Genomic DNA, 698 nt, shown 5'->3' with positions numbered 1-698 from the left:
GCGGAGCCGGTCGGGGAGACCGAGCAGTGGTACCGCCAGGCCGCCGCGCGGGGGCACCGCCGGGCCGCTCTGCACCTCGGCGCGATCCTGGAGAAGCGGGGCGAGCTCAAGGAGGCCGGCCGCTGGTATCTGACCTCCGCCAAGGACGGAGAGGCGAGGGCCGCCTGCGCGCTCGGCTTCCTGCTGCGCGACGCCGGGGACTCCGAGAACGCGGCCGTGTGGTGGCTGCGCGCCGCGCAGGACGGTGACGGCAACGCCGCCAACGCGCTGGGCGCGCTGCACGCCGAGCGGGGCGAGACCCAGACCGCCGAACGCTGGTACCGGGCCGCGATGGACGCCGGTGACATCAACGGCGCCTACAACCTCGGGCTGCTCTGCGCGGACCAGGGCCGGACGGGTCCCGCCGAGCAGTGGTACCGACGGGCCGCCTACGCCGGTCACCGCGAGGCGGCGAACGCGCTGGCGATCCTGCTGCTGCGGGCCGGCGACGAGACGGGCGCGGAGCCGTGGTTCTCCAAGGCCGCGGAGGCCGGCAGCGTGGACGCCGCCTTCAACCTGGGCATCCTGCACGCCGGCCGGGGCGAGGAGCAGGCCGCGCTGAGCTGGTACGAGCGGGCGGCGGCCGCCGGGCACACGGAGGCGGCGCTGCAGGTCGGCATGGCGCGGCTGCGGGACGGCGAGGAGGGCGAGGCGGAGCG

Annotated in this window: 1 protein-coding gene; it reads left to right on the top strand. The window is 76.8% G+C overall.

All coding sequences use genetic code 11. The features are described from left to right. Positions 1–698: tetratricopeptide repeat protein (locus B9S61_RS04675; RefSeq protein ID WP_146064711.1), on the top strand; the 698-nt coding region annotated here is incomplete at both ends.

The sequence above is a fragment of the Streptomyces sp. SM1 genome (assembly GCF_002910825.1).
GTDB lineage: Bacteria > Actinomycetota > Actinomycetes > Streptomycetales > Streptomycetaceae > Streptomyces > Streptomyces okerensis.
Note: the sequence above shows the minus strand (reverse complement) of the source record. Positions and strands in the feature narration are given on the sequence as shown.